The following is a 20,346-nucleotide window of genomic DNA, read 5'->3' as shown; positions in this document are numbered from 1 at the left end:
ATGTCCCCGGCAGTACAGGCTTCTGCAGCAGTGCAGGCTGCTCCGGCAGCGAAGGCTCGTGCAGGCTCCAAGCCGGCGGCACGTGGCGGCAAGGCCCCCACGCTGCGGCATGAGCGGACCTTCAAGGCGCAGGGGGTACGGTTCCTGGCCGGGGTGGATGAGGTGGGCCGCGGGGCCCTCGCAGGCCCAGTCAGCGTGGGAATCGCCGTCGTAGACCTCGAACGCCAAAAGCCGTTGGCGGGCGTGCGGGACAGCAAGCTCCTTAGCCCCGCGGAACGGGAACGGCTGGATCCCCTGGTGCGGCGATGGAGCGTCGCCTCGGCAGTGGGGCATGCCAGCGCGGCCGAGATCGATTCGCTGGGGATCATTGCCGCACTGCGGCTGGCCGGAACCCGGGCATGGGGGGCGATCCTGGAGACCGGAATCCTTCCGGAGGCGGTGCTGCTGGATGGAAGCCACAACTGGCTTTCCCCGGCGGAGCAGCTGTCCCTGTTCGACCAGCCCGTGCTGGAGGTGGGGTGTGAGGCCCCCGTCCACACCAAGGTCAAGGCGGACATGCAGTGCCTCAGCGTGGCCGCTGCCAGTGTCATCGCCAAGGTGGAGCGGGACCGGATGATGCGGGAACTGCACAGCGAGTACCCCGATTACGGCTGGGAGATCAACAAGGGGTACGCCACCGCAGCCCACCGGAACGTGCTCCGCGCTGCCGGCCCCACGCCCTACCACCGGGTCAGCTGGCGTCTGCTGGGCGGGGAGCTGCAGGCTGCGGACGTCCCTGACGGGGAAGAGCCGTACGAAGACTGAGTCCTGCGCCAGGCTCCAGGGGTGCCGGACATGGTGCAAGATGGAAGCATGAGTGCTGAAGATCTTGAGAACTATGAAACCGACATGGAGCTTCAGCTCTACCGTGAATACCGCGACGTCGTCGGCCTGTTCAGCTATGTTGTCGAGACCGAGCGCCGCTTCTACCTTGCCAACCACGTGGACCTCCAGGCCCGCAGCGCCGACGGCGAGGTCTACTTCGACTTGACCCTCCAGGATGCCTGGGTCTGGGACGTCTACCGCTCGGCCCGGTTCGTCAAAAGCGTCAGGGTCCTGACCTTCAAGGACGTCAACGTCGAGGAACTGCCCCGCAACGAGGAGCTGGCCCTGCCCAAGGACGTGGACCTGGGCAACTAGGACTCATCGGGGGAGCCCCACTTCCCCTCAACACCAGGCCCTGTCCACATACGGCGGGGTCCTTCTGTCCTCCGCATGCCTCCGCCGCCAGGCTGGTTGCGGAGGTAGACATGAAATCAAAAGACCTGTTGGGCAGGCACGGCGAGGACCTCGCCGCCGGCTTCCTTGAAGCTCTGGGCATGCTGGTGGTGGAGCGCAACTGGCGGTGCGCTGAGGGTGAGATCGACATCGTTGCCCTTGACGGCGATGCCCTGGTCATCGCCGAGGTGAAGACCCGCCGCTCCCTGGACTACGGCCACCCCTTCGAAGCGGTGGGACCGGAAAAGCTGGCACGGCTGCACCGCCTGGGCGGAGCATGGTGCCGGGACCGGGAACTGCGGATGCCGCTGCGCCGCGTGGACGTTATCGCCGTAGTGGACGACGGCGCTGGCGAACCTGTGGTGGAGCACCTCAAGGGGGTGGGGTGATGGCGCTCGGCCGCACCTACTCCATCGCCCTGGTGGGACTGAATGGTTACCTGGTCGAGGTTGAGGTGGACATCGGCCAGACCCTCCCGGCATTTGTCATCCTGGGCCTGCCGGATGCTTCGCTGAACGAGGCCAAGGAGCGCATCCGTTCAGCGGCCAAGAACTCGGGCATACCGCTCAGCCGCAGGAAGATCACCGCCAACCTCATTCCTGCCTCACTCCCCAAGCGCGGCTCCGGGTTCGACCTTGCGGTGACCATGGCCGTGCTCCGTGCGGCGAACGACATCAAGCCCACCGGACGCACTGTCTTCATCGCTGAGCTTGGACTCGATGGAAGGCTGCGTCCCGTCCGGGGCATCCTGCCTGCAGTCATGGCGTCGGTCCAGGCCGGCTACCCGGAGATCGTGGTGGCACAAGCAAATTTTGCCGAGGCTTCCCTTGTCCCGGGTGCCCAGGTGCGCGGCTACCGCACACTTGCCCGGCTGGCCCTCGACTTTGGGGCTGATCCCCAGGAGCTTGCCCTGGATTTCGAACCGGACGACGCCGACGATGACACGGAGGGGGCTCCACAGACCGGGCTGTGTCCGGACATGGCAGATGTCTCCGGCCAGGGCGATGCCCGCAGGGCGCTGGAAGTTGCAGCCGCAGGGGCCCATCATCTGCTCCTCACCGGGCCGCCGGGCGCGGGCAAGACCATGCTGGCGGAGCGGCTGCCCGGTCTTCTGCCGGACCTTGGCGACCATGAGTCAATGGAGGTCACGGCCATCCACTCGCTGTGCGGACTGCCGGCCTCCTCGGTGCAGCTCCTGCGCCGGCCGCCCTTCGAGAACCCCCATCATTCAGCCACCGCCGCAGCCATCATCGGCGGCGGCTCGGGCCTGCCCAGGCCAGGCGCTGCTTCCAGGGCCCACCGCGGCGTGCTCTTCCTTGACGAGGCGCCCGAATACGAACGGCGCGTCCTGGATGCCTTGCGGCAGCCGTTGGAAAGCGGAGAGCTGGTGATCCACCGGTCTGCCGGGACGGCAGCCTATCCGGCCCGCTTCCAGCTTGTGCTCGCCGCCAATCCCTGCCCCTGCGGCAAGGCATCGGGCAAGGGCCTGGACTGCACCTGTACGCCCATGATGCGCCGCCGGTACCTGGCCAGGATGTCCGGGCCCCTGCTGGACCGGGTGGACATCCAGCTGCAGGTGGAGCGGGTGTCCCTGGCCGAGTTCGGACAGACCGGCACCGAAGAGGACACCGCATCGATAGCACGCCGGGTGCTGGACGCCCGGGCCAGGCAGGCTGAACGCCTGCACTGCTTCGGCCTCGAAACGAACTCGCAGGTGCCGGGGCGGGTCCTTCGCGGTGAGCTGCGGCTTCCAGCGGGTGCCACCCGGATCCTGGACCAGTCCCTGGAACGGGGAGTGCTGACCGCGCGGGGGTATGACCGGGTCCTCCGGCTGGCATGGACCCTGGCGGACCTGGGGCACCGGGACTCGCCGGACACGAACGACATCGGGCAGGCGCTGGGCCTGCGGCAGGCTGCGGCCGTTGCGGCGTGACAGGCGTGGCAGGACAGAACGGGCTGAAGGAACTGGGCGTGGAAGAGGGACCGGGCGTGAAGAAGGAATCGGGTTTGGACGCGGAACGGGTGGCCCGGGCCGCACTCTCTCGGCTGATGGAGCCGCAGGACACCGCCGGCCTGGCCCTCGTGCAGATCGCAGGGGCAACCGACGCCCTGCGCATCGCCACCGGCCAGGTAGCGGCAGGGCCTGACCTGGAGCGTGAGATCACCCTGCTGCTGGCGGACAGCGGCGCCGGTGAAAGCTGGGCGGGGCTGGCCGCCGCAATGAAGCGCTGGCAGCCGCGGCTTCCCGACCTTGCACCGGAACGCGACCTTGCCACCATGGCCCGTCTCGGTGGCCGCCTCATTATTCCTGGGGATGAGCTCTGGCCCGCCCAACTCGCGGACCTGGGAATCCAGGAGCCCATCTGTCTCTGGTGGCGTGGCCAGCAGCAGCCATTGCCGGTCATGGACAAGTGCATCGCCCTGGTGGGATCCAGGGACAGCACCAGTTATGGGGCTGCCGTGACAGGGGACCTTGCGTACTCGCTGGCACAGCGCGGTTTTACGGTGGTATCGGGCGGGGCTTACGGCATCGATGCCCATGCACACCGGGCAGCGCTTGCCGGCGGCTCGTCCGCTGTCCCCACCATCGCCGTCATGGCTGGGGGAGTGGACCGCTTCTATCCATCAGGCAACGATGACCTGCTCCGAGCCGTGGCCAACCAGGGTGCGGTACTGGCAGAGGTGCCGCCGGGGTCGGCACCAACGCGCTACCGGTTCCTGCAACGGAACCGGCTGATAGCGGCCCTCTCCGCGGTCACCGTGGTGGTGGAGGCACGCTGGCGCTCAGGGGCACTCAATACGGCCCACCACGCTGAGACCCTGGGCCGTGCCGTCGGCGCCGTTCCCGGATCGGTGCACAGCGCCAATTCCGCCGGCTGCCACCGGCTCCTTCGGGACGGGGGTGCGGTCTGCGTCACCGACGCCGGGGAGGTGGCCGAGCTGGCGTCACCGAGCGGAACCGCCCTGCCGGAACAGCGAACGGCGCCAGCTGCGGTACAGGACGGCCTGACCCTGGAGGACCTGATCCTGCTGGACGCGCTGCCGCTGCGTTCCACCACTTCCGTGGAAAAGCTCTCGGCCGTGGCCGGGCTTGGCCAGGACTCAGTGCGGGCAGGGCTGGGCCGGCTGGGGCTGCTGGGACTCGCGGTGTCCGAACGGGGCGGGTGGAAACGTGGCAAGGGATGACCGTGTCCACCTGGGGCGGAGGCCATGCAACTGGGAAAGTAGAGGAGTGGAAAATGATGAACTGCCGGTGGAGCTCGGCAAGGCCCTGGACGGCTTTGCCGGTTACTTGTCCGGGGAACGTGCGGTATCGGCCCATACCCGCCGTGCCTACCTGGGCGATCTGCGCAGCTTCCTGTCCCACGCGGCATCGGAAGGCGTGGCAGCGCTGAAGGACCTTGAACTCGGAACGTTCCGCCGCTGGCTCGGCAATCAAAGTTCATCGGGCGCCTCCCGGGCAACGCTCGCCCGCCGTTCTGCCACGGCCCGGACCTTCACGGCCTGGGCACTCCGCGAGGAACTTATCGACGTGGACCCTGCGCTGCGGCTGAAGGCACCCAAGCGCGAAGGGTCGCTGCCGGGTGTCCTGCAGGCCTCCCAGCTCACGCGCATCCTGGAGCGGCTCGAAATCTCCGCCATGCAGGGCGAACCCATGGCTGTTCGGAACCGGGCCATGGTCGAACTCCTCTACGCCACAGGTATCCGGGTGGGGGAACTCGTGGGCCTGGACGTCGATGACTTGGACCCGGACCGCCGGACGCTACGGGTCATCGGCAAGGGCAACAAGGAACGCACAGTCCCGTTCGGAGTCCCTGCAGCCGTAGCCCTCGACGACTGGCTCCGGCGGGGGCGCACGGCACTGGCCAAGGAGACCAGCGGGCCGGCGCTTTTTCTCGGAGCCCGCGGCGGACGGGTTGACCAGCGCCAGGTCCGCGCCCTGGTGAACATTCTCTTCGAGGCGCTGGGAGATACCTCCGCGACAGGACCCCACGCGCTCCGGCACTCTGCCGCCACCCATCTGCTCGACGGCGGCGCGGACCTTCGCGCCGTGCAGGAGATCCTGGGCCACAGCAGCCTGGCCACCACCCAGATCTACACGCACGTCTCGGTGGACCGCCTGCGGAAGAGCTATCAGCAGGCCCATCCCAGGGCTTGACCACCGCAGCTAATCGCACTGGCGTAATTCCATGAGGTGCGGCACAATTAGAGTCACGTCCGGCAACTTTCAAGTGCCGCTTGAAGCCCTTAGGGGTTTCGTGCGGCGCGGCAAGCCCGGACACAGCTTAATCTGATACATCTGAATACAGGGAACCACCGCCGCAGTTAAAGGCATGGCAGTTCCATCCAGGCAGAGGTCGTTGGGGAAGACGTACCTAGAGCTATGGAGGATGGAATGTCTGTTGCAACGACCCGCGGTGTGCTGTTCGTTCACTCGGCCCCTACGGCGCTGTGCCCCCACGTTGAGTGGGCGGTGGGTGCTGTGGTGGATAAGCGGACGGATCTTGAGTGGACCGCTCAGCCCGCTGCGCCCGGAATGTTCCGGGCCGAGCTGTCCTGGACCGGCGCACCCGGTACGGGATCGAAATTGGCGTCCTGCCTCCGTGGCTGGGCGCACCTTCGGTATGAGGTGACTGAGGAGCCCAGCCAGGGCGTGGACGGCGGCCGCTGGTCGCACACCCCCGACCTGGGAATTTTCCATGCCGTCACCGACGTACACGGCAACATCATGGTGTCCGAGGACCGCATCCGCTACGCGTATGAGTCCGGCGCCGGTGACCCCTCCGCTGTCTACCATGAACTGTCCCTCGCCCTGGGCGAGGCCTGGGATGAGGAACTCGAGCCGTTCCGGCACGCTGCCGAAGGGGCTCCCGTCCGCTGGCTCCACCAGGTGGGCTGACCGCCGTCGTCCCTTCCAGGGCGTCTCCAGGACGGCCAAAACCGCACCAACACATCCATAGCACAAAGGAGGCCCCGCCAGCCGGCGGGGCCTCCTCTGGTATCCGGGACAGTTGCCCGCAGCGACTACACGCTGCGGATGGCCACCACGGCGTTGTGGCCGCCGAAGCCGAACGAGTTGCTCAGGGCCACAATGTTTCCTGCGGGCAGGTCGCGGGCGGAGGTGACCACGTCGAGCGGGATCTCAGGATCCTGGTTTTCGAGGTTGATGGTGACCGGCGCCTTGCGCTCGTGGACGGCCAGGACGGTGAGGACAGCCTCCACCGCACCGGAGGCTCCCAGGAGGTGGCCCATCTGCGACTTGGTGGCGGAGACGGCCACGTTGTCCACGTGGGTGCCCAGGGCGGCGCGCAGCGCCGTGTACTCGGGCTTGTCGCCAACGGGGGTGGAGGTGGCGTGTGCATTCACGTGCACCACGTCTTCGGCGTGGATCCGGCCATCGAACATGGCAGCCTTCAGCGCGCGGGTTGCGCCGAGCCCTTCGGGGTCCGGGGCCGTGATGTGGTAGGCGTCGGCGGTGACGGACGTTCCGGCGAGCTCGGCGTAGATGCGGGCTCCACGGGCAAGGGCGTGTTCCTCTGCTTCGAGGACGAGGGCTCCGGCGCCTTCACCCATGACAAAGCCGTCGCGGTCAGTGTCGTACGGACGGGAGGCCCGCTCGGGTTCGTCGTTCCGGCGGGACAGTGCCTGCATGGAGGCGAACGCCGCCAGCGGCATGGGGTGGATGGCAGCTTCCGCGCCACCGCACATCACCACGTCCGCCTTGCCGGACCGGATGAGCTCCAGGCCAAGATGCATGGCCTCGGTGCCGGAGGCGCAGGCGGAGACGGGGGTGTGGGCGCCGGCGCGGGCACCAAGGTCAAGGCTGACGGCGGCGGCGACACCGTTGGGCATCAGCATGGGAACGGTCATGGGCAGAACCCGGCGGGGTCCCTTTTCCTTCAGCGTGTCCCAGGCATCGAGCAGGGTCCAGACGCCACCAATGCCGGTGGCGAAGGCAACGGCCAGGCGGTCCTGGTCGATTTCCGTGATGCCGGAGTCAGCCCAGGCTTCGCGGGCGGCGATGACGCCGAACTGGGTGGAGGGGTCCATCCGCTTGGCCTCAACACGGCTCAGCACGTCGAGGGCCGGCGTGCTGCACCGGGCGGCGAAGTGCACGGGAAGCTCGTACTTGGCTACCCAGTCGTCCTCCAGGGTGCGGGCACCGGAGACCCCCTTGAGGGCGTTGTTCCACATCGTGGGGACATCGCCGCCGATGGGCGTGGTGGCACCCAGACCGGTAATGACTACTTTGCGCGTCATGGGATCACTCTTTCGTCGGTGGGGAATCCGCCTGCGTCCACCGCAGGGTCCCGCACATGTTGATGATGGGCCAGCCCCGGTCCGGGTACTGTGCCGGATAAATGCGGCGGGCTGCCGGTCCGGTCAATCCGGACCGGCAGCCCTGCCAAGCCGTCAGACGGCGAAAAGCCTGTGACTAGGCCTGTGCTCCGGCGATGAAGCTGACAGCGTCGCCAACAGTCTTGAGGTTCTTGACCTCTTCGTCCGGGATGCGGACGCCGAACTTTTCCTCGGCGTTGACCACGATGGTCATCATGGAGATGGAGTCGATGTCCAGGTCCTCGGTGAAGGACTTGTCCAGCTCGACAGCCTCCGGGGCCAGGCCGGTTTCCTCGTTGACGATTTCAGCCAGGCCGGCCAGGATCTCTTCGTTGCTAGCCATTGGTGGCTCCTTTTCTTGTATTGCCGGCAGGGGCTGCCGGAAACGGTCCAGGCCGCGGTTGCGGCCCTTGGGCGTATCTAGGGAACGACAACTACCTGTGCGCCGAAAACCAGCCCGGCACCGAAACCGATCTGCAGGGCCAGCCCGCCGCTCAGCCCGGGGTTCTCCTGCAGGAGCCGGTGCGTTGCCAGCGGGATGGAGGCAGCGGAGGTGTTGCCGGCTTCGGCAATGTCCCGTGCCACTGTAACCGTCTCGGGCAGCTTCAGCTTCTTCACCATCTCGTCGATGATGCGCATGTTGGCCTGGTGGGGGATGAAGGCCACCAGGTCCTCGGCTTCGATGCCTGCGGCATCGAGCGCCTGCTGGGCCACCTTGGCCATTTCCCACACTGCCCAGCGGAATACGGTCTGTCCGTCCTGCCGGAGGGTGGGGTACAGCTCCTGGGCTTCCTCCAGAAGTGCAAGGTCGCCCGTGGAGTCGGACTGGCGGGCGGCGAGTCCCAGGTCGCGGACATCCAGCAGCGAACGGGTCATGCCAATGGCATTCCACTTGCTGCCGTCCGAACCCCATACCGACGGGGCGATGCCCGGGGTGTCGGAGGGGCCGATGACGACGGCGCCGGCACCGTCGCCAAGGAGGAAGGAAATGGTGCGTTCGCGGTTGTCAATGACATCCGACAGTTTTTCTGCGCCGACCACCAGGACATACTTGGCGGCGCCGGAGCGGACCAGGGCGTCGGCCTGGGCAATGCCGTAGCAGTACCCGGCACACGCTGCGGAGATGTCAAAGGCGGGAGCCGGAGTGGCGCCGATCCGGTCGGCCAGGCTTGCTGCGGCCGACGGTGTGGCGTAGGGGTGGGTCACGGTGGAGACAATCACTGCGCCGAGGTCCGAACCGTCAATGCCGGCCTTCTCCATGGCTTCGCGGGCTGCGCCCTCAGCCATGTCGATCACGCTGACGTCCGCGGCAGCGCGGTGGCGGGTGATGATGCCCGTACGCTGGCGGATCCACTCGTCCGAGGAATCGATCCACTGGCATACGTCGTCGTTGGTGACGATGACGTCCGGCCGGTAAGCACCGAGGCCCACGATCCGGGTGTGCTCCTGGATGGGAGCCTGCTTCAGCGTGGGAACGCTCATGCGTTGCCCTCCAGTTCTGCGAAGAGCGCCAGCGCGGCGGAAAGGTCGTCGGGGGTCTTGACTGCAACGGTTTTGACGCCGGGCATTCCGCGCTTGGCGAGTCCGGCCAGGGTGCCCGCAGGAGCCAGTTCGATCAGCCCGGTAACGCCGCGCTTAACCATGCTTTCCATGCAGAGGTCCCAGCGCACCGGGCGGGACACCTGGGCGATCAGGCTTTCGACGGCGGCACCCCCGTCGGTGACTTCCCCGCCGTCGTAATTCGACAGCAGGGGCACCTTCGGTGCCACCGGGTTCAGCTGCGGAGCGAGCGCCTCCAGGGCGCTGACTGCAGGTGCCATGTGGCTGGTGTGGAATGCGCCGGCCACCTTGAGTGGAATGACGCGCGCCTTGGCGGGCGGGTTGTCGGCCAGCGCCTTGAGCTGTTCGAAAGTACCTGCGGCGACTGTTTGGCCGGCACCGTTGACATTCGCCGGCGCTGCGCCGGACGCCTCGATCGCGGCAAGCACCTCGGCCGGGTCACCGCCCACGACGGCGCTCATGCCGGTGGGGGTGACGGCTGCCGCGGCGGCCATGCTGTTGGCGCGCTCCCGGACGAACGTCATGGCTTCCTGCTCCGTCAGCACGCCGGCGAGGGCGGCGGCGGTAATTTCGCCAACAGAGTGTCCGGCCAGGATGACCGGAAGGGAGTTGAGTTCAACATCGAAGAGGGAAGCGGCGGTGACCAGACCCGCGGCGACGATCAGGGGCTGCGCCACGGCAGTATCCTTGATGGTTTCCTCGTCAGAGGTGGTCCCGTGGGCTATCAGGTCAATGCCTGCGATGTCACTCAGGGAGGCCAGCTGGCCTGCCACCGAGGGTAGTTCCAGCCAAGGGGCCAGAAAACCCGGGGTCTGCGAGCCCTGTCCAGGGCAGACTATTGCAAGCACGTAACCAGCTTTCCAAATTACTGTGTGATCCAGCGGTGTTTCTCCGCACCAAGCTCACGGGGTCAGGTTGTAGGAAGTCTACAATGCCTCAGGCCTGGTTCCGGGAAGCCTGGCGCTCCGTGGCGGCCTTGGGCGGGGCTGAAAGACGGCCCACCACCAGTGCCGCCTGGAGCACGAACGCCTCCCGCGGCAGCAGCGGGTCCCAGCCGGTGACGTCGCAGACCCGCTTCAGGCGGTACCGGACGGTGTTGGCGTGCACGAAGAGTTCCCGCGCCGTGGCCTCCAGGGAATGCCCGAGCTCCAGGTACGTTCCCAGCGTTTCCACCAGGCCGTTGGAGGCTGCCAGCAGCGGCCGGTAGATGTTCTTCACCAGGGAGCGGCGGGCAGCGTCGTCTCCGGAAATAACCCGCTCCGGCAGCAGGTCATCGGCGGCCACCGGGCGGGGTGCGGAGGGCCAGGCCCGGGCTGCGGTCAGCCCGGCAAACGCAGATTGGGCGGACCCGCTGGCCTCCAGGAGCGAGCTGGCCTCCGGGCCATAGACCACGGGGCCGGGGGCGAACATGTCGCTCAGTTTCACGTAGGCGGTTTCGCGGTCCTGAACCCCGCCGAGGATGAGGATCAGCCGGTCGCCCTGGATCCCCACCAGTGCATCCTCGGCGTATCGTCCGGCCATTCGGCGCAGTTCGCTGACGTAGCTGGCGCTGGGTTCGGACGGTGAATTGCCCACCATGACCGTGAAACGTTCCTGCGCCTTCCAGCCAAGGGCAGCGATGCGGGAGCGCAGGGCGTCGGTGTTTTCGCCGCGCAGGATTGCGTCCACGATCAGGGCTTCCAGGCGCGTATCCCAGGATCCGCGGGATTCGGCAGCCCGTGCGTAAACATCCGCGGCGGCAAAGGCGACTTCGCGGGAGTAGCGCAGGACGGCCTCGCGAAGAGAGGGTTGGTCTGCCTCCGGTGCGATGACCGGAACCTGGTCCTCCACCACTTCCACCACGATCCTGATCAGCTGCAGTGCCTTCTGGAGGCTGATGGAACGGGTCAGCTCAGTGGGGGCGGTCCCGAAGACGTCGGTGAGGATCCATGACGGCGAGCTGGGCCGCTCATACCAGGTGACGAAGGCAGCGATTCCGTTCTGCGCCACCATGCCCAGTGCCGACCGCTCGTCAGCGCTGAGCCTGCTGTACCACGGCAGCGACTGTTCAAGCTTGCGCATGGTGGTGGTGGAGAGTTGTCCCACGTTGGCCCGGAGCTGCTTGAGGGTCTCGGACTTCTCCGGGGTGACCTTCGGCGCGGGCGGTTTCCGCTTCGAAGACGGGCTTGCTGGTGCTGGCATTCTTTGAGCATACGGCCACCGCCGCGCAAGCTCCATTTGTGCGAAGGCTACAATCCGCTTTGCGCTGGGTCACAGCGTTCCAGCTGCTTTTGAAACGAACGACGGCGGCCCTCACCTTCTGGGGTGAGGACCGCCGTCGTTTACTGCCGGTTCCGCTGTCCGGCCGGAAGGCTAGGCTTCGCCTCCGGCGTTGCCGGTGGTGCCGGCGTTGACGTTGAGCAGCTTGTACTTCTCGATCGCCTTCACCGGTGCGTCGACATCCACCTCGCCGCGGCGCGCCAGCATTTCAAGGGCACGCACTACGACGGAGTGGGTGTCGTTTTTGAAGTAGCGGCGGGCTGCTGCGCGGGTGTCGGAGAAGCCGAAGCCGTCGGCGCCGAGGGTGGCGTATTCGTTGGGGACGAATTGCCGGATTTGGTCCGGGACGGCCTTCATGTAGTCGGATACGGCGACGATGGGGCCGGTGGCTCCTTCGAGTTGCTGGGTGACGAAGGGGACGCGTGCGGGTTGGCCGGGGTTGAGGAAGGCTTCCTCTTCGGCGGCGAGGCCGTCGCGGCGCAGTTCGTTCCAGGAGGTCACGGACCAGACGTCGGCGGAGACGTTCCAGTCATCGGCCAGCACGCGCTGGGCTTCGAGGGCCCAGGGGACGGAGACGCCGGAGGCGAGGATCTGGGTTCGGGGCCCGTCGATCTTTGCCGGGGCGAGCAGGTAGATGCCCTTGATGACGCCTTCGACGTCGAGGTTCTCCGGTTCTGCGGGCTGGATGATGGGTTCGTTGTACACGGTGAGGTAGTACATGACGTTTTTGTCCGTCGAGTTCTCCCCGTACATCCGTTCCAGGCCGGCGCGGACGATGTGTCCGATTTCGTAGCCGTAGGCGGGGTCGTAGGTGAGCACGGCGGGGTTGGTGGAGGCCAGCAGGGGGGAGTGGCCGTCGGCGTGCTGGAGGCCTTCGCCGGTGAGGGTGGTCCGTCCTGCGGTGGCGCCGATGATGAAGCCGCGGGTCATTTGGTCCGCGGCTGCCCAGAAGGCGTCTCCGGTGCGCTGGAAGCCGAACATGGAGTAGAACACGTAGACCGGGACCAGGGGGATGCCGTGGGTGGCGTAGGAGGTTCCGGCGGCGGTGAATGCTGCCACGGCGCCGGCTTCGTTGATGCCGGGGTGGATCAGCTGGCCCGCGGGGGACTCCTTGTACGCCAGGACCAGGTCACGGTCCACCGACAGGTAGTTCTGGCCCTTGGGGTTGTAGATCTTCGCGGTGGGGAAGAACGCGTCCATGCCGAAGGTGCGGGCTTCGTCGGGGATGATCGGGGCGATGTGCTTGCCGAAGTTCTTGTCCCGCATCAGGTCCTTGAGCAGGCGGACGAACGCCATGGTGGTGGCGGCCATCTGCTTGCCGGAACCGCGCTTGGCAACCTCGTAGGACTTCGCCTCGGGCAGCACGATCTCGGCGTGGGTGTTGCGGCGCTCCGGGACTGATCCGCCCAGCGCGGCGCGGCGCTCCATCATGTACTTGATTTCGGGGGCGTCGTTACCGGGGTGGTAGTACGGCGGCCGGTACGAGTCCTTTTCCAGCTGCTCGTCGGTGACGGGGATCCGGAGGTGGTCGCGGAACTTCTTCAGGTCATCCAGAGTGAGTTTTTTCATCTGGTGGGTGGCGTTGCGGCCTTCGAAGTGGGGGCCGAGGCCGTAGCCCTTGACGGTGTGGGCGAGGATGACGGTGGGTTTGCCCTTGAATTCGGTGGCTGCTTTGTAGGCGGCGTAGACCTTGCGGTAGTCGTGGCCGCCGCGCTTGAGGTTCCAGATCTGGTCATCGGTCAGGTCCGCGACGAGGTCTTTGGTCTGCGGGGTCTTGCCGAAGAAGTGTTCGCGGACGAACCCGCCGGATTCTGCCTTGTAGGTCTGGTAGTCCCCATCGACGGTTTCGTTCATGATTTTCACGAGGGACCCGTCGGTGTCGCGGGTGAGCAGGTCATCCCACTCCCGGCCCCAGACGACCTTGATCACGTTCCAGCCCGCGCCGCGGAAGAACGCTTCGAGTTCCTGCATGATCTTGCCGTTGCCCCGCACCGGACCGTCCAGGCGCTGGAGGTTGCAGTTGATCACGAAGTTCAGGTTGTCCAGGTTCTCGTTCGCGGCGAGCTGGAGCAGGCCGCGGGATTCGGGTTCGTCCATTTCCCCGTCGCCCAGGAACGCCCAGACCTGCTGGTCGGAGGTGTCTTTCAGGCCGCGGTTGTGCAGGTAGCGGTTGTTCTGGGCCTGGTAGATCGCGTTCATCGGCCCGATGCCCATGGACACGGTGGGGAATTCCCAGAAGTGCGGCATCAACCTGGGGTGCGGGTAGGAGGACAGGGCGTGGCCTTCACGGGACTTTTCCTGCCGGAACCCGTCCAGGTCCTCCTCGGACAGGCGGCCTTCCATGAAGGCCCGGGCGTACATGCCGGGGGAGGCGTGGCCCTGGAAGAAGACCTGGTCCCCGCCGCCGGGGTGGTCCTTGCCGCGGAAGAAGTGGTTGAACCCGACCTCGTACAGGGTCGCGGCACCGGCGTAGGTGGAGATGTGCCCGCCGACGCCGATATCGGGCCGCTGCGCCCGGTGCACCATGACCGCGGCGTTCCACCGCATGTACGCCCGGTAGCGGCGCTCGTATTCCTCGTTGCCCGGGAACTCGGCTTCCTGGTCCACCGGGATGGTGTTCACGTAATCGGTGGTGGTCACCATCGGCACACCCACGCTCTGCGCGCCAGCGCGCTGCAGCAGGCTCCGCATGATGTATTGGGCACGCTCGGTGCCCTGTTCCCTGATCAACGCATCCAGGGACTCAACCCACTCGGCAGTCTCTTCCGGATCACGATCAGGCAGCTGGTTAGTCAACCCGCTGAGGATATGGGAGGTATCTTCTCCTGCAGCCACGTCCAACCTCTCTTTGCGCGCATGAATCGGCGCACTCAGGCCAGGCAGGGTGACTGCCCGGCGTATATACGCCGTGTGCGACGTATCGGTTACAACAGCCCGGTCATGTGTGCCGGGCAGCTTCCTAGCGCTCCTATGTCTGCACGGAGTCACACGGTTGTCGTCCCGCAGGCATAGTTGTCATCAGCCACTCTAGCCCTGACGGCAAGCCGATGCGTAGCTGCGGCCCGGTGCTCCAGTTGTATTTCGTTCGTCATACTGTTTGTGTGGCAAAAAGCCCCTGCGACGGGGTTGTCGCCCCGGGGTGTGACGCAAAATATGCGCAATCCCGGGGGCGGCAGCTTGAAGCACAGACGCAAAGGGTGTTGGCTGGGAGTAATGGAAATCACTATGCAGACCGCATATATGAGGTATTGGAGGAACACGTGAGCGAGGCCGACGCCGCCACTTCGGTAAATGTGGCGGAAAAATTGGGTTTCAAAAACGGGGATCTGATTCAGGAGTTCGGTTACGACGACGATGTCGATTTCGACTTGCGTGACGACATTGAGGACCTCACCGGTTCCGAGATGCTGGACGAGGACGACCACGAAGTGGCTGATGCCGTTATCCTCTGGTGGCGCGACGGCGATGGCGACCTGGTGGACAGCCTGGTGGATTCCCTCACCACACTGAGCGAAAACGGCGTTGTCTGGGTCCTTACCCCCAAATCCGGCAGGGACGGATACGTCTCACCTGCAGACATCCAGGAAGCCGCACCAACCGCCGGCCTGCATGTCACCACCTCCGCCGGAGTTTCCAAGGACTGGAGCGCTACCCGCCTGGTCAGCAGGAAGAACAAATGACGGCAGCGGTTGAGGCCGCTTCTGCAGCTGTCCCTGCCCTGGGAGCAGCAGCGCCTGACTTTGAGCTCGCCAACCAGTATGGCGAGCCTGTTCGGTTGTCATCTTTCCGCGGGCAAAACGTAGCGCTCGTTTTCTATCCCTTTGCCTTCTCCGGCATCTGCACTGGAGAGCTGTGCGAAATACGGGACAACCTGCGCATGTTCGAGGACTCGAACGCAGTGGTCCTGGCAGTGTCCGTAGACAGTAAGTACAGCCTCCGCGCATACGCCGCGCAGGAAGGCTACAACTTCGACCTCCTCGCCGACTTTTGGCCGCATGGCGCGGTTGCCGCAGCATACGGAGTGTTCGACGCCGGCAGTGGTATGGCCAAACGGGCCACCTTCATCATCGACTCCGAAGGCAAGGTCCGCTACAGCGTGGTGAATCCGCGCGGCCAGGCGCGCGACTTTAATGAGTACCGCAGCGCCTTGGCGGACCTGAAGCAGGCCTGAGCCGCCATGCCTGGGCAGCGGCGGGGGACAGGTCTTACCGGCTTTGCCAGCATGCCGCCGGTGCCCCCTGCACCGCCATCAGGGGAGGAACTGGAGGTGCTGGTCCGGGTCCGTGACCTGCTCGCCGGCGCCCCGTTCGCGCTGCTGACGGGTGCCGGGCTCAGTACCGATTCAGGCATCCCGGATTACCGCGGCCCGGATTCGCCGCCCCGGTCGCCCATGACTTACCAGGAATTCGTCCGCCACGCAGACAACCGGCGGCGTTACTGGGCCAGGAACCACATCGGCTGGTCGCATATGCGGCACGCTGACCCCAACCAGGGCCACTACTCCGCCGCGGAACTGGAACGGCGCGGCTACCTCACCGGACTGATCACACAGAACGTTGACCGGCTGCACCAGGACGCAGGCAGCTCCAACGTCGTTGATCTCCATGGCAGGTATGACCAGGTAATCTGCCTTGACTGCGGGCGTACCTACTCGCGGCGGCTCCTTGCCGGTGTTTTCGAAGAACTCAACCCAGATTTCCTGGAGCGGGCTGCAGCAACCGGCCTGGTGGAAATGGCGCCGGACGCCGACGCCACCGTGGAAGACCAAGCCCTCATTGACAGCTTTGTGGTGGCGGTCTGTCCAGCCTGCGGCGGAACGTTGAAGCCCGACTTCGTCTACTTCGGTGAAAACGTCCCAAAGGACCGGGTTGAACGCTCATACGCCATGGTGGACCAGGCTGCTGCCCTGCTGGTTGCCGGTTCGTCCCTGACGGTCATGAGCGGCCTGCGGTTTGTCAGGCACGCCGCCAAGGAGGACAAGCCAGTGGTCATCATTAACCGGGGTGCCACCCGGGGTGACGACAGGGCAACCATCAAGCTCGAGGCGGGGGTCAGCCAGGCACTGCAGTACCTTGCGGCTGAACTTCCCTCCCTCTAGGCGCGGTTCCGTCCCGATTCGCGTTTCCTGCCTCCAGTCCGGTAGAGTCTATGTTCGTTGGTTGCGGCGGAACGGCCGGAATCAACGCGTTTTGGGTCTTTAGCTCAGCTGGTAGAGCGCCACGTTTACACCGTGGATGTCATCGGTTCGATCCCGGTAGGACCCACCAGCCAAACCCCGTTGCCCCGCCCTTGGCGGAGGCAGCGGGGTTTTTTCATTCGTCCTGGGGCCATTGTCTGACCCTTGCCATAGGTTGCAGCAATGGAACACGTCATAGTGCACACAGACAGCGACGGAATGCCGACGGCGGTGCTGAGCAGGGGCAGGGAATGGGCCGTGGGTGCCGAGCCGGTCAGATGGTTCGAGCGAGTCAACTGGTGGGAAACCAGCCGCCGCATGCCAAAGGGCAGCGGCAGCGTGGACGTCGAGGTCCTGCAGCTGCAGGTCAGGCTGGGAAACAACAGCAGGTCAGCCCTGGCCACCATGTACCTGCAGCGCGACGGCGTGGGCGGCGGGTGGCGGCTGAGGGAATCCGCAGCAGGGGCAGCCTGAGGGCCCGCCGGCATTCGGGCTGGTTCCGGGCATTGGAAAACCCTCCACCGCGACTATTGGGGGATGCCGCGGGGGAGGGCCTGGAATGAATATACCGTGAACTGCCGGAAACAAAAAGCTGCCCGCCTTTCATGACGCCAGCCGGGGCCTTTGGGGCAGGGAAGCGGAACTTTGCCCACGGCAGAGGGCGCCGCTTTATTGTCGGACGGGGATGAACACCCGTGGCTGTTGCGTCCAGGTATCGGCCATCTGGGACATGGTGCGGCGCATGATCCGATCGGACGCTTCCCGGGCAGATGCGGCGTCGCCCCTGGCAATCGCGTCCGCCACGTCCTCATGCCACTGCAGCGCGGCCTGGTGCGGGTGGTCCGGCATCAGGCCGTGGACAGTACGGCCTGTCAACGTTTCGGCCACCTGGCCCATAAGGTTGGCGAACATCTCGTTGCCCGAACCCGAAAGCAGCAGCGAGTGGAACCGGATGTCCAGTTCCAGGAAGCGGGCAACCTCCCCGTTGTTCCCGGCTTCCCGCATCGCGTGGGCAACATCCACGAGCTCCATCCGCAACGGCGCCGGGGCGTTTTGTGCTGCCAGTTCTGCGGCCGCCGGTTCCACCGCGGCCCGCAGTTCGGCAAGGGAACGCAGCTGTGCGCCGCGGGCGTCGCTGGCCAACCGCCACCGGATTACCTGCGGGTCGAAGGGATTCCAGCGGCTTGACGGCAACACCCGGATGCCCACCCGCTTGGTTGTTTCCACCAGCCCCAGCGACTGCAGGACCCTGACTGCTTCCCGGATTACGGAACGGGAAACTTTCAGTTCATCCTCAAGTTGCTCGGCGAGCATGACGTGGCCGGCGGGCAGCTCCCCAGAGATAATCCGGGTGCCAAGGTTTTCGATGGCACGGTGGTGGAGGCTGCTGGTCATGCTGATAAGCCTAGTTGTTGGAAACTCCGTGTCTGCCAGCGGGAAGTGCGCCGCCGGACCTCAGCGGCAGAGACCAGGGCGGTAGTCCTAGACTGGCACCGACACAAATAGGGTTCCACGGCGCGGACGTTACTTTCGCGTCACCGCCAGAATATATATGCTTTATTCCGACCCCCTGATTAGCCCCGGTGACTTTCCGCCATGGAAGCCTGCAGCCGGAGGCGAACAATGAATTGGAGTTATTGATGTCTGCACACATCGGTGTCACCGGCCTCGCCGTCATGGGCGCCAACCTGGCCCGCAACCTGGCCCGCAACGGGTTCACGGTTGCCCTGCACAACAGGTCGGTGGAGAAGACGGACGCGCTGCTGGAAAAGCACGGTTCGGAGGGTGACTTCATCCGGACCGAGACCCTGCAGGAACTGGTTGACTCCCTGGAGAAGCCGCGCCGCGTGCTCATCATGGTAAAGGCCGGCAAGCCCGTGGACTCTGTCATCGAGCAGCTGGAGCCGCTGCTGGAGCCGGGCGACATCATCATCGATGCCGGCAACTCCCACTACGAGGACACCCGCCGCCGGGAAGCGGCGCTGGCCAAGAAGGACCTGCACTTCGTGGGCGTCGGTGTCTCCGGCGGCGAGGAGGGCGCACTGAACGGCCCGTCCATCATGCCCGGCGGCTCCAAGGAGTCCTACAAGGCACTCGGCCCGCTGCTGGAAAAGATCTCCGCCAAGGTCGACGGCGAGCCCTGCTGCGCGTGGATCGGTACCGACGGTGCGGGACACTTCGTCAAAATGGTCCACAACGGCATCGAATACGCCGACATGCAGGTCATCGGCGAAGCCTTCGACCTGCTCCGCTCCGGCGCAGGCATCGAGCCTGCCCAGCAGGCAAAGATCTTCTCCGACTGGAACAAGGGGGAGCTGTCCTCCTTCCTGATCGAAATCTCCGCCGAGGTCCTGGGCCACGTAGATGCCAAGACCGGAAAGCCGTTCGTCGACGTCGTCGTTGATGCCGCCGGCCAGAAGGGCACCGGCCGCTGGACCGTTATCTCCGCGCTGGAACTTGGCTCGCCGGTTTCCGGCATCGCCGAATCCGTTTTTGCCCGCGCCCTCTCCTCCCAGGCCGCACAGCGCAAGCTGGGCCAGGAACTCCTGGCCGGCAATGAGGCCACCGTCGAGATCCCGGAGACGTTCGTCGAGGACGTCCGCCAGGCCCTCTACGCCTCCAAGCTGGTCTCCTACGCCCAGGGCCTGGACATGCTGACTTCCGCCGCCAAGGAATACGGCTGGGACCTGAAGCTGGACGAAATCGCCTCCCTGTGGCGCGCCGGCTGCATCATCCGCGCCGAGCTCCTCAAGGACATCACCAAGGCCTACGCGGCTGACGAGAAGCCTGCAAACCTGCTGTTCGCCCCGGCGTTCACCAAGGCCATCGCCGACGCCCTGCCGGCCTGGCGCCGCGTCGTCGCCACGGCCGTCCAACTCGGCATCCCGGTCCCGGTGTTCTCCTCATCGCTGGCCTACTACGACGGCCTGCGCCGCAAGCGCGTAGCCGCCGCCCTGATCCAGGGCCAGCGCGACCTCTTCGGTGCACACACGTACGGACGCATCGACACCGAAGGTACCTTCCACACCCTGTGGGGCGAGGACAAGTCCGAGGTTGAAGCGGTGGACACGCACTAGGAGCTGCTGCCGTAAAGCAAAAGGCGGGCAGTTCCCCGGTTTCCCGGTGGAACTGCCCGCCTTTGTCAGTGCTCGGAAACGGGTTAAATCCGGTATTCGATGTCGTACTCGGCAGGATCCACTGCGGGTTTGGTTTCCCGCTGCGCATCGCGGTGCCGCCATTTAGCGGGGACACCAGTCACAATCGACTCCGGCGGCGCGTCCTTGACCACCACTGCGTTGGCGCCCACGGCACTGTCGCGGCCGATGGTGATTGGACCCAGGACCTTTGCTCCCGCGCCGATGGTGACCCGGTCGCCGATCGTGGGGTGCCGCTTGATCCTGGCCAGGGAGCGGCCGCCGAGCGTCACTCCGTGGTAGATCATCACGTCCTCGCCGATCTCGGCAGTCTCGCCGATCACCACGCCCATGCCGTGGTCAATAAAGAACCGCCGGCCGATCGTGGCGCCAGGATGGATTTCGATACCGGTCCAGGAGCGCCCCAGCTGGGACAGGAGCCGTGCCGGGAAACGCAGGGCCGGGTTCTGCCACATGCGGTGGGTCAGCCGGTGGATCCAGATGGCGTGCAGGCCGGAATAGGCGAAAAAGTTCTCAAAAGAACCTCGAGCCGCCGGGTCATGGGACCGGGCGGCGTCGAGGTCTTCCTTCAGTCTTGCGAAAAAGCCCACAAAGTTCTTT

Annotated in this window: 20 protein-coding genes and 1 tRNA gene; 13 read left to right on the top strand and 8 right to left on the bottom strand. The window is 65.7% G+C overall.

Going from position 1 to position 20,346, the window contains the following annotated elements:
* The 7 genes from ACIGJD_RS11785 (at position 1) to ACIGJD_RS11755 (ending at position 6,157) form a co-directional block, all read left to right on the top strand.
* Entirely contained in the window at positions 1-804 is an 804-nt protein-coding gene (locus tag ACIGJD_RS11785; protein WP_483686351.1) for a ribonuclease HII, read from the top strand.
* A 48-nt stretch (positions 805-852) separates the two neighbouring features.
* The gene (locus ACIGJD_RS11780) at positions 853-1,179 is read left to right on the top strand and encodes a DUF2469 domain-containing protein (RefSeq protein ID WP_056335405.1); all 327 of its coding nucleotides are present in this window, start codon (positions 853-855) and stop codon (positions 1,177-1,179) included.
* A gap of 110 nt (positions 1,180-1,289) precedes the next feature.
* On the top strand, positions 1,290-1,646 hold the full coding sequence (locus ACIGJD_RS11775) for a YraN family protein (protein WP_483686350.1): 357 nt from the start codon (positions 1,290-1,292) through the stop codon (positions 1,644-1,646).
* Positions 1,646-3,190: a YifB family Mg chelatase-like AAA ATPase gene (locus ACIGJD_RS11770; RefSeq protein ID WP_483686349.1), complete on the top strand. Its 1,545-nt coding sequence runs from the start codon at positions 1,646-1,648 to the stop codon at positions 3,188-3,190. The genes ACIGJD_RS11775 and ACIGJD_RS11770 overlap by 1 nt, the downstream gene beginning before the upstream one ends.
* A 116-nt stretch (positions 3,191-3,306) precedes the next feature.
* Positions 3,307-4,443, top strand: coding sequence for a DNA-processing protein DprA (dprA, locus tag ACIGJD_RS11765; protein ID WP_483689484.1), 1,137 nt, complete (start codon positions 3,307-3,309; stop codon positions 4,441-4,443).
* Between the two features lie 46 nt (positions 4,444-4,489).
* Positions 4,490-5,416, top strand: a complete 927-nt coding sequence (locus ACIGJD_RS11760; protein ID WP_483686348.1) for a tyrosine recombinase XerC — start codon at positions 4,490-4,492, stop codon at positions 5,414-5,416.
* A gap of 237 nt (positions 5,417-5,653) precedes the next feature.
* Positions 5,654-6,157, top strand: coding sequence for a DUF3145 domain-containing protein (locus ACIGJD_RS11755; RefSeq protein ID WP_483686347.1), 504 nt, complete (start codon positions 5,654-5,656; stop codon positions 6,155-6,157).
* 125 nt (positions 6,158-6,282) lie between these two features.
* Here the strand turns inward: ACIGJD_RS11755 and fabF are convergent, their stop codons facing one another.
* The 6 genes from fabF to aceE form a co-directional block, all read right to left on the bottom strand.
* On the bottom strand, positions 6,283-7,518 hold the full coding sequence (gene fabF, locus ACIGJD_RS11750; protein WP_483686346.1) for a beta-ketoacyl-ACP synthase II: 1,236 nt from the start codon (positions 7,516-7,518) through the stop codon (positions 6,283-6,285).
* 175 nt (positions 7,519-7,693) lie between these two features.
* Complete coding sequence (locus tag ACIGJD_RS11745) at positions 7,694-7,939, bottom strand: acyl carrier protein (RefSeq protein ID WP_009359314.1); 246 nt, start codon at positions 7,937-7,939, stop codon at positions 7,694-7,696.
* Between the two features lie 77 nt (positions 7,940-8,016).
* Positions 8,017-9,078, bottom strand: coding sequence for a beta-ketoacyl-ACP synthase III (locus tag ACIGJD_RS11740; RefSeq protein ID WP_483686345.1), 1,062 nt, complete (start codon positions 9,076-9,078; stop codon positions 8,017-8,019).
* Positions 9,075-10,004, bottom strand: a complete 930-nt coding sequence (locus ACIGJD_RS11735; protein ID WP_483686344.1) for an ACP S-malonyltransferase — start codon at positions 10,002-10,004, stop codon at positions 9,075-9,077. The genes ACIGJD_RS11740 and ACIGJD_RS11735 overlap by 4 nt, the downstream gene beginning before the upstream one ends.
* An 88-nt stretch (positions 10,005-10,092) precedes the next feature.
* On the bottom strand, positions 10,093-11,337 hold the full coding sequence (locus ACIGJD_RS11730) for a PucR family transcriptional regulator (protein WP_142133576.1): 1,245 nt from the start codon (positions 11,335-11,337) through the stop codon (positions 10,093-10,095).
* Between the two features lie 171 nt (positions 11,338-11,508).
* Entirely contained in the window at positions 11,509-14,250 is a 2,742-nt protein-coding gene (gene aceE / locus ACIGJD_RS11725; RefSeq protein WP_483686343.1) for a pyruvate dehydrogenase (acetyl-transferring), homodimeric type, read from the bottom strand.
* A 425-nt stretch (positions 14,251-14,675) separates the two neighbouring features.
* Here aceE and ACIGJD_RS11720 point away from each other — a divergent pair, with 425 nt between their 5' ends.
* The 5 genes from ACIGJD_RS11720 to ACIGJD_RS11700 all read left to right on the top strand — a co-directional run bounded on the left by ACIGJD_RS11720 (position 14,676) and on the right by ACIGJD_RS11700 (position 17,065).
* On the top strand, positions 14,676-15,095 hold the full coding sequence (locus ACIGJD_RS11720; RefSeq protein ID WP_142133578.1) for a DUF3052 domain-containing protein: 420 nt from the start codon (positions 14,676-14,678) through the stop codon (positions 15,093-15,095).
* Entirely contained in the window at positions 15,092-15,586 is a 495-nt protein-coding gene (locus ACIGJD_RS11715) for a peroxiredoxin (protein ID WP_483686342.1), read from the top strand. The genes ACIGJD_RS11720 and ACIGJD_RS11715 overlap by 4 nt, the downstream gene beginning before the upstream one ends.
* A 6-nt stretch (positions 15,587-15,592) precedes the next feature.
* The gene (locus ACIGJD_RS11710; protein WP_483686341.1) at positions 15,593-16,513 is read left to right on the top strand and encodes an NAD-dependent protein deacetylase; all 921 of its coding nucleotides are present in this window, start codon (positions 15,593-15,595) and stop codon (positions 16,511-16,513) included.
* 93 nt (positions 16,514-16,606) lie between these two features.
* A tRNA-Val gene (locus tag ACIGJD_RS11705) sits at positions 16,607-16,682 on the top strand.
* Positions 16,683-16,774: 92 nt separating this feature from the next.
* Positions 16,775-17,065, top strand: coding sequence for a hypothetical protein (locus tag ACIGJD_RS11700; RefSeq protein WP_483686340.1), 291 nt, complete (start codon positions 16,775-16,777; stop codon positions 17,063-17,065).
* A 195-nt stretch (positions 17,066-17,260) separates the two neighbouring features.
* Here the strand turns inward: ACIGJD_RS11700 and ACIGJD_RS11695 are convergent, their stop codons facing one another.
* Complete coding sequence (locus ACIGJD_RS11695; RefSeq protein ID WP_483686339.1) at positions 17,261-17,986, bottom strand: FadR/GntR family transcriptional regulator; 726 nt, start codon at positions 17,984-17,986, stop codon at positions 17,261-17,263.
* A 245-nt stretch (positions 17,987-18,231) separates the two neighbouring features.
* On the opposite strand from ACIGJD_RS11695, the gene gndA reads away from it, so the two are divergent.
* Positions 18,232-19,668: an NADP-dependent phosphogluconate dehydrogenase gene (gndA, locus tag ACIGJD_RS11690; RefSeq protein WP_483686338.1), complete on the top strand. Its 1,437-nt coding sequence runs from the start codon at positions 18,232-18,234 to the stop codon at positions 19,666-19,668.
* Between the two features lie 83 nt (positions 19,669-19,751).
* Here gndA and epsC read toward each other — a convergent pair whose 3' ends face one another.
* Positions 19,752-20,336 (bottom strand): serine O-acetyltransferase EpsC, encoded by a 585-nt coding sequence (epsC, locus tag ACIGJD_RS11685; RefSeq protein ID WP_188572525.1) that lies wholly within the window; start codon positions 20,334-20,336, stop codon positions 19,752-19,754.
* Positions 20,337-20,346 lie beyond the last annotated feature (10 nt).

It is taken from the genome of Arthrobacter sp. E1SS-5 (assembly GCF_057073715.1).
The sequence above is the reverse complement of the archived record's forward strand: the minus strand, read 5'-3'. Positions and strand labels throughout refer to the sequence as shown.

Bases quoted from the DNA above. Each gene is read 5' to 3' on its own strand.
- ACIGJD_RS11700 (WP_483686340.1), top strand. From the start codon at position 16,775: ATGGAACACGTCATAGTGCACACAGACAGCGACGGAATGCCGACGGCG.
- ACIGJD_RS11775 (WP_483686350.1), top strand. From the start codon at position 1,290: ATGAAATCAAAAGACCTGTTGGGCAGGCACGGCGAGGACCTCGCCGCC.
- gndA (WP_483686338.1), top strand. From the start codon at position 18,232: ATGTCTGCACACATCGGTGTCACCGGCCTCGCCGTCATGGGCGCCAAC.
- ACIGJD_RS11740 (WP_483686345.1), bottom strand. From the start codon at position 9,078: ATGAGCGTTCCCACGCTGAAGCAGGCTCCCATCCAGGAGCACACCCGG.
- dprA (WP_483689484.1), top strand. From the start codon at position 3,307: ATGGAGCCGCAGGACACCGCCGGCCTGGCCCTCGTGCAGATCGCAGGG.
- ACIGJD_RS11715 (WP_483686342.1), top strand. From the start codon at position 15,092: ATGACGGCAGCGGTTGAGGCCGCTTCTGCAGCTGTCCCTGCCCTGGGA.
- ACIGJD_RS11755 (WP_483686347.1), top strand. From the start codon at position 5,654: ATGTCTGTTGCAACGACCCGCGGTGTGCTGTTCGTTCACTCGGCCCCT.
- ACIGJD_RS11710 (WP_483686341.1), top strand. From the start codon at position 15,593: ATGCCTGGGCAGCGGCGGGGGACAGGTCTTACCGGCTTTGCCAGCATG.
- ACIGJD_RS11730 (WP_142133576.1), bottom strand. From the start codon at position 11,337: ATGCCAGCACCAGCAAGCCCGTCTTCGAAGCGGAAACCGCCCGCGCCG.
- ACIGJD_RS11770 (WP_483686349.1), top strand. From the start codon at position 1,646: ATGGCGCTCGGCCGCACCTACTCCATCGCCCTGGTGGGACTGAATGGT.
- fabF (WP_483686346.1), bottom strand. From the start codon at position 7,518: ATGACGCGCAAAGTAGTCATTACCGGTCTGGGTGCCACCACGCCCATC.
- ACIGJD_RS11780 (WP_056335405.1), top strand. From the start codon at position 853: ATGAGTGCTGAAGATCTTGAGAACTATGAAACCGACATGGAGCTTCAG.
- ACIGJD_RS11695 (WP_483686339.1), bottom strand. From the start codon at position 17,986: ATGACCAGCAGCCTCCACCACCGTGCCATCGAAAACCTTGGCACCCGG.
- ACIGJD_RS11745 (WP_009359314.1), bottom strand. From the start codon at position 7,939: ATGGCTAGCAACGAAGAGATCCTGGCCGGCCTGGCTGAAATCGTCAAC.
- ACIGJD_RS11785 (WP_483686351.1), top strand. From the start codon at position 1: ATGTCCCCGGCAGTACAGGCTTCTGCAGCAGTGCAGGCTGCTCCGGCA.